Source organism: Methylobacterium sp. 285MFTsu5.1, from assembly GCF_000383455.1.
Taxonomy (GTDB): Bacteria; Pseudomonadota; Alphaproteobacteria; order Rhizobiales; family Beijerinckiaceae; genus Methylobacterium.
Window position 1 is genome coordinate 1 of the sequence record NZ_KB911335.1, and the last position, 5,666, is coordinate 5,666.

The 5,666-nt window shown below is 69.1% G+C and carries 5 protein-coding genes and 1 pseudogene; 4 read left to right on the plus strand and 2 right to left on the minus strand.

The window, feature by feature from the left end:
• Positions 1-509: methyl-accepting chemotaxis protein (locus H288_RS33375; RefSeq protein ID WP_043713549.1), on the plus strand; the 509-nt coding region annotated here is incomplete at its 5' end.
• A gap of 96 nt (positions 510-605) precedes the next feature.
• On the opposite strand, the gene H288_RS0131625 is transcribed toward H288_RS33375, so the two are convergent.
• Together H288_RS0131625 and H288_RS0131630 are read right to left on the minus strand one after the other, a co-directional pair.
• The gene (locus tag H288_RS0131625) at positions 606-878 is read right to left on the minus strand and encodes a hypothetical protein (protein ID WP_042672101.1); all 273 of its coding nucleotides are present in this window, start codon (positions 876-878) and stop codon (positions 606-608) included.
• An 85-nt stretch (positions 879-963) separates the two neighbouring features.
• Positions 964-1,881 (minus strand): SGNH/GDSL hydrolase family protein, encoded by a 918-nt coding sequence (locus tag H288_RS0131630; RefSeq protein ID WP_020096556.1) that lies wholly within the window; start codon positions 1,879-1,881, stop codon positions 964-966.
• 465 nt (positions 1,882-2,346) lie between these two features.
• On the opposite strand from H288_RS0131630, the gene H288_RS0131635 reads away from it, so the two are divergent.
• From H288_RS0131635 to H288_RS33380, 3 genes and pseudogenes are all read left to right on the plus strand, one after another.
• Positions 2,347-3,453, plus strand: coding sequence for a hypothetical protein (locus tag H288_RS0131635; protein ID WP_245274591.1), 1,107 nt, complete (start codon positions 2,347-2,349; stop codon positions 3,451-3,453).
• A 146-nt stretch (positions 3,454-3,599) separates the two neighbouring features.
• On the plus strand, positions 3,600-5,033 hold the full coding sequence (locus H288_RS0131640; RefSeq protein WP_244435312.1) for a hypothetical protein: 1,434 nt from the start codon (positions 3,600-3,602) through the stop codon (positions 5,031-5,033).
• 276 nt (positions 5,034-5,309) lie between these two features.
• Positions 5,310-5,666, plus strand: a pseudogene (locus H288_RS33380) (flagellar protein); the annotation flags it as partial.

Sequence of the window (5,666 nt, forward strand, 5' to 3'; positions counted from 1 at the left end):
ACATCATCGAGACGGTCAACGACATCTCGGAGCGCACGCACCTGCTGGCGCTGAACGCCGCCATCGAGGCGGCCGCGGCCGGCGAGAGCGGGCGCAGCTTCTCGGTGGTGGCCTCGGAGATGAAGCTCCTGGCCGACCAGGCCAAGGCGGCCACGGGGCAGGTGCGGGGGATCCTGGGCGAGATCCAGCGGGGCATCAACACGTCGGTGATGCTGACCGAGGAGGCGGTCAAGCGCGCGGCGGCGGGCAAGACGCGCTCGGACACGACGCAGCGCACGATCGAGGAGATCACCGCGCGGGTGGAGGAGAACGTGCAGACGTTCCAGCAGATCGTGGCCTCGACCAACCAGCAGCAGCTGGGCATCGAGCAGGTGATGGGGGCGCTGCAGAACATCCGCCAGGCCAGCCAGCAGACCGCGGCCGGCACGCGGCAGGTCGAGGCCGCCTCCGCCAACCTCACCGAGCTCGCCCAGGCCCTCATGGCCCTGGCCGAACGATACCGGCACTGATCCGCCGCTCCGACCGTCCTCCTACGGCTACGGCCCGATCGTTCGGACCGCGCTCTCCTCGTCCGGCTGGTTCGGATCGGCGGAGGCCGGAGACACTCAGCCGCGATGCGCAGGTCGGTGCGGCGCCTGTCGCCGGGACGCGGTCGCGGCGCGCGCGCGGGCCGCCCGGACGCGCACGATGTCGGCCATCCCGACCGGCCGCGGCGGTGCCTCGCCGGTGAACGGCATGCGGCTGTGAACGTCGCCGTAATAGTCCGACCCGCCCATCCCGAAGCCGCCGGCGACGACGGGTCCGTCGAGGAGCGGCTCTCCGGCCGACGCTCCGGTGGCGATGAGGACGAGGAGTGGGACGGCGAGGAGGAGGCGCATGATCACATGCGTACACCGTCCTGCGTCAGCTTCGCGGCGGCGGCGGTCACGATGGCGTGCGCGCTGCCGGCCCGCGGCGCTGCCCTCAGGTGTCCGGGTCGACGCCGCGATAGCGCGTCGGATGCGTGCGCGCCTTCTGCCAGCCGGTCCGCCCCTGCGCGAAGCCGACCTCCAGGAAGTGGACGAGCGGGTTGACCCCGGCCACGCGAACATCCGGGTTCGCGTCGAGATACCCGTCGGTGCTGAAATGCCCGCTCGGGTCACGGCCCTCGCGCCAGCCGAGATCGAGGTAGTGTCGCGCCGGACCGTGGGGATACTGGCACGTGTCGGCGTACCAGCTCCTGTAATAGGCCTCATCGAAGCCCGGGAGCGGGCTCTCCAGATAATGATGGAGACCGTACCGGTCGCGGATCTGGCCGGCGACGCGCGCGGCGACGGCCGCGTAATCCCGCAGATGCGTCCCTTCGACGAAGGCCTCGTCCTCGGCGAGACCGAAGCGCGCTCCGCGCAGCGCCGCGAACGGGTCGAAGAACGAGACCCCCCGGCGTGCGCAGACGGCGCGGAGGAGATCGGAATAGACCTCGACCGCGGCGGGATCGCGCTCGGTAACCCACGAGCCCGGCGTGGGCGGCAGCGCCGAGACCAGCGTGTCGAGGGCGAAGGCCTGGAAGCGGTCGACGATGCGATCCGCGTGGTCGGAGAAATCGGCCGTCGCCGATCGCCCGAGCGCCGACGGCGAGCGGATGTCGTTGGTCCCGACGAACAGGACCGCCAGGAAGGCCGGCAGGGGCGCACGCAGCAGGTCGAGGGCCCGGCGGTAGGAGCGGGCCGTCGCGCCCGCGAGCCCGGCATTCAGCACGGGACGGGAAACGACCGGCCGCGGCATGTGAGCCGCGTGCGAGTCGCCGGCGAGCACGACGCAGCCGCTCGGCGCAGCGTCGAAGACGGCCTGGATATGGCCGATCTTGTGACGGCGGAGGGCGCCGCTGCGGAGCGCCCTCACGGCCTCTGACAAACCCATACGAATCTTGAACACCGCCCCCGCGTCCCGCACCGTAGGAGGCTCAGTTTTCCCAAGTCCAGTCCCCCCCGAGCGCGAAACGGATTTTCGGCGCCGCCGGTGTTGCCGGGCGACAGTGCCGGGAATGCCGCCCGGATCATGAATGCTGGCCGGTGGCGGAACCAGATCCGCCGGTGCGCTGTTGTGGAGCCCTCCGCGATGGTGCAATGGAGCCGCCCCTGCGGGCGCCGTCGACCGCCACGAATCCCTCTCGTGCTCTCGTCCTCGATCGATCACATGGTCCGCGGCTACTTATCGTTCACGCCCTTCAAGTTGAGAGACCTTCATCCGGCACCGGTGGCGCGGCGACATGTCTTTTTCATTCACGGATTCGACGCCCGCAGCGGCATCCGCTTCCCCGCCTTCTTCAAGCGGGAGCTTCACCGTCACGCGACCCGGTTCGGGGCGATGCCGCGCGCGGTCTCGGAGATCCGGACCGATCCGGATGGTCTGACCCGGAGCTGGACGGTCGACGCACCCGCCGACGGCGACGGTGCGGCGGTCCGCTGCGAGACCCTGATCTGGAGCGATATCGTCCATGCGGATCTCGCGCGTCCCGTGTCGCGCAAGCTGGCTCTGCTGGCGCGGAGCGTCGCGGCGGGGCTCGCACAGGGATTGGTCTTCAAGACGTCCCGGTTCGGATGGCCCTACACGGTGCTGACCGCCTTCCCGTTCTTCGTCGCCTTCGTGGCCCCGGCGCTCCTGATCGCGCTCGGCACCGCGATCTACGCTGCCGTCAGCCCGTCGGCGCTGACGGAAACGGTCGGCGTGGCGCTGCTTCTCGCGGCCGCGGCGCTCGCGCTCCTGTACGGCGCCAAGAAGGTGCTAGGGCGCCTGTTCTTCTGGCACATCCTGAGCATCCGGATCTTCTTCTGGCAGCACGCGACCGGTCGGCGGCCGGATTACGCGGACCGGGTCGCGGCCTTCCGGGACCGTGTCCTGGCCGAACTGGCCCACTGGCGCGCGAACCCGGCGGACGCGCCCGACGAGGTCATGATCGTCGGCCATTCCCTCGGCGCAGCCATGGCGGTCGAGGTTGCCGCGCAGGTCCTCGCGCGCCTCGGGACCGACGATCGAGGGCATCCGCGCCTGTCGCTCGTCACGCTCGGCTCGGGGCTGCCCTTCGTGGCGCTCCAGCACGAGGCCCGCGCGCTGCGCGACGACATCGCGACCCTCGTCTTCAGCGACCGCATCGTCTGGTGCGACTACCAAGCCCCCCAGGATTGGCTCAACTGCTACGGCTTCAATCCGATCTTCGATCTCGGATTCGGACGACCCGCCTTCCTGGCCTGCAACCCGCTCATCCGTTCCGCCGGGGTCAAGGACAGGATACCCGAGGACGACTACAAGCGTCTGCGCCTCAAGCCTTTCCACATGCACTTCCAGTTCCTGAAAGCCAATTTCAGGCCGGGGGAGTACGATTTCTTCGAGATGATCCTCGGGCGGCAATCGCTGCTCGACCGCGCCCTGCGGCCGGTCTGCCGCCGCGCGGTCCCGCCCGCGCAGGGCGCGTGATCGCGTCCGCGGGAGACGCGTCGGGACACGATCGGAGCCGCCGGTCAGAGCCGCCGGATATCAGACGGCCACATTCCGGTCGTCAGCACGCCGCCGGAATGTCTCGGCATCTCGGAGTCAGGAGCGGACCGGTGGGAGCGATGGGAATGAGGATGCTGCCGGTTCTCGTTGCGCGGAAGGGCGCTCTCGTCGGGATGCTCCTGGCAGTGCTCGCCGTCCCGGTCGCGGGCGAGGCCGGCTGGAAGGGGCCGGAGGCGCAACCGCTGTTCGTCAACGAGGCCAATCCAGCCGGCTACAACTACGCGCCGAGCGTCATCACCGAGAACGGGACCACCGACATCTGGTGGTGCGGTCAGGGCAAGACGGACGTCATCTTCCATCGCTCCTACACGCCGCAGACCGGCTTCTCGCCGGCGCGGATCGTGTTCCAGCCGACGCCCAACTCCTGGAACCGGCAGTACGTCTGTGATCCCAGCGTGATCCGGGGCCGCTTCGTCAACCCGGCGGACGGGCAGACCTACGCCTACGCGATGTACTATTCGGGCGCCGACAACCTGCCCGGAAACAACAACCAGACCGGCCTCGCCTTCTCGAACGACAAGGTGACGTGGGTCGACTACCCGGAACCGGTCATCAAGCCGATCAACCCGGTCATCGCGCAGGGCAATTACGGCACGGGCCAGCCGGCGACCTTCTCGGACGGCCGGTCCGGCCTGTTCGTCTTCACCACGGATCTCACCGGGCCGCAGGGCGTGCCGGGCTTCGGGGACCTCTACGTCCGGCACACGGCCGACGGCGTGCATTTCGGGGCGCCGGCGCGAGTCCCCAACGCCACGACCGACGGCTCGACCATCAACCCGAACTCGGATTTCGCCTACGATCCCAAGACCGGCGAGGTCTACGTCATCACCGGGTTGCCGGGCCGCGTGTGCCAGCAGGTGGCCTGCAAGGATCCGGGGCGCAATCCCGACCGGGAAACCTACCAGATGGGGCTGTTCAGGATGCCCCTGAAGGCGGTGCTGAGCGGGGCGCCGGCGGCGTGGACACCCCTGGGCTACCTGAACTCCGACGTCACGGGCTTCTACCTGAACCACAGTCCCGGCTTCCAGCGCGACGGGGCGGGGTTCCTGACGCCGTTCCTGCCGGACATCACGGTCTTCTTCTCAGGGGGTGACCCCTATCCCGGCACGTGGCGGGTCGCCGAGGCGCGGCGGCCGAAGGGCGCCGACCGCCTTCCCCTGCGGCGCGCCTTCGGGCCCGGCGGCCACTGGGTGACGACCGGCTATATCGGGCCGGGCTACACGATCGAGCGCAGCCTCGGTACCGTGTTGACGCTCCCGGCGCCCGGGACCGCGATGCTGATGAGCTGCGCGGCAGGACAGGACCACTTCCTCAGCCGCGACCCGAGATGCGAGGGCCAGACACCGCTCGGGCAGACCGGCTACGTCTACGAGGCGCAGAGGCCGGGGAGCCATCCGATCTACCGTTGCATCGCCGGAGGCCGCGATCATTTCGTGTCGACCGTCCCGGACTGTGAGGGTCACATGTCCGAAGGGATGCTCGGCTACGCGCTGGACTGAGAATCCGTCCCGCGGCGCGAGGCGCCGGCCGGATCGCCTGATCCGCCCGCGCCGGACGGGATGGACTCCCGCCGCTTCAAGTCTCCGATGACCTCCTGGTCGGGACGCCCCTGATCGATGCCGTCCGGGACTGGCTTGCGCGCGCGGGCCGTAAATTTTCCGGTAACGCTACCGGCGCGGCGAAAATACTCGCGCGCTTAATCCGGACTTAACCCTAACCGGTATTCTTAGTCATCCCCGAGAATCGGGTTGCTCCGGTTGGAAAGATAGCGATCCATGTCCTCCATCACCCTGTCGGCCGCGACGCGCCAGAACCTGCTCTCGCTGCAGGACACCGCCCAGCTGATGGCGACCACCCAGAATCGGCTCGCGACCGGCAAGACCGTCAACTCCGCCCTCGACAACCCGACCAACTTCTTCACCTCCCAGGCCCTCGACGGACGCTCCTCGAGCCTGAACTCCCTCCTCGACGGCATCTCCAACGGCATCCAGTCGATCCAGGCCGCCAACCAGGGCATCACCTCGATCCAGAAGCTCGTGGACCAGGCCAAGTCGATCGCCAACCAGGCGCTCTCGACCCAGCTCTCCACCACCGGCACCGCCGCCAACGCCTACAGCGCCAGCACCGCCTCC

What these genes read in the sequence shown, in the direction of transcription:
- H288_RS0131625 (WP_042672101.1), bottom strand. Translation starts at nt 878, where the DNA reads ATGCGCCTCCTCCTCGCCGTCCCACTCCTCGTCCTCATCGCCACCGGA.
- H288_RS0131635 (WP_245274591.1), top strand. Translation starts at nt 2,347, where the DNA reads ATGCCGCGCGCGGTCTCGGAGATCCGGACCGATCCGGATGGTCTGACC.
- H288_RS0131640 (WP_244435312.1), top strand. Translation starts at nt 3,600, where the DNA reads ATGAGGATGCTGCCGGTTCTCGTTGCGCGGAAGGGCGCTCTCGTCGGG.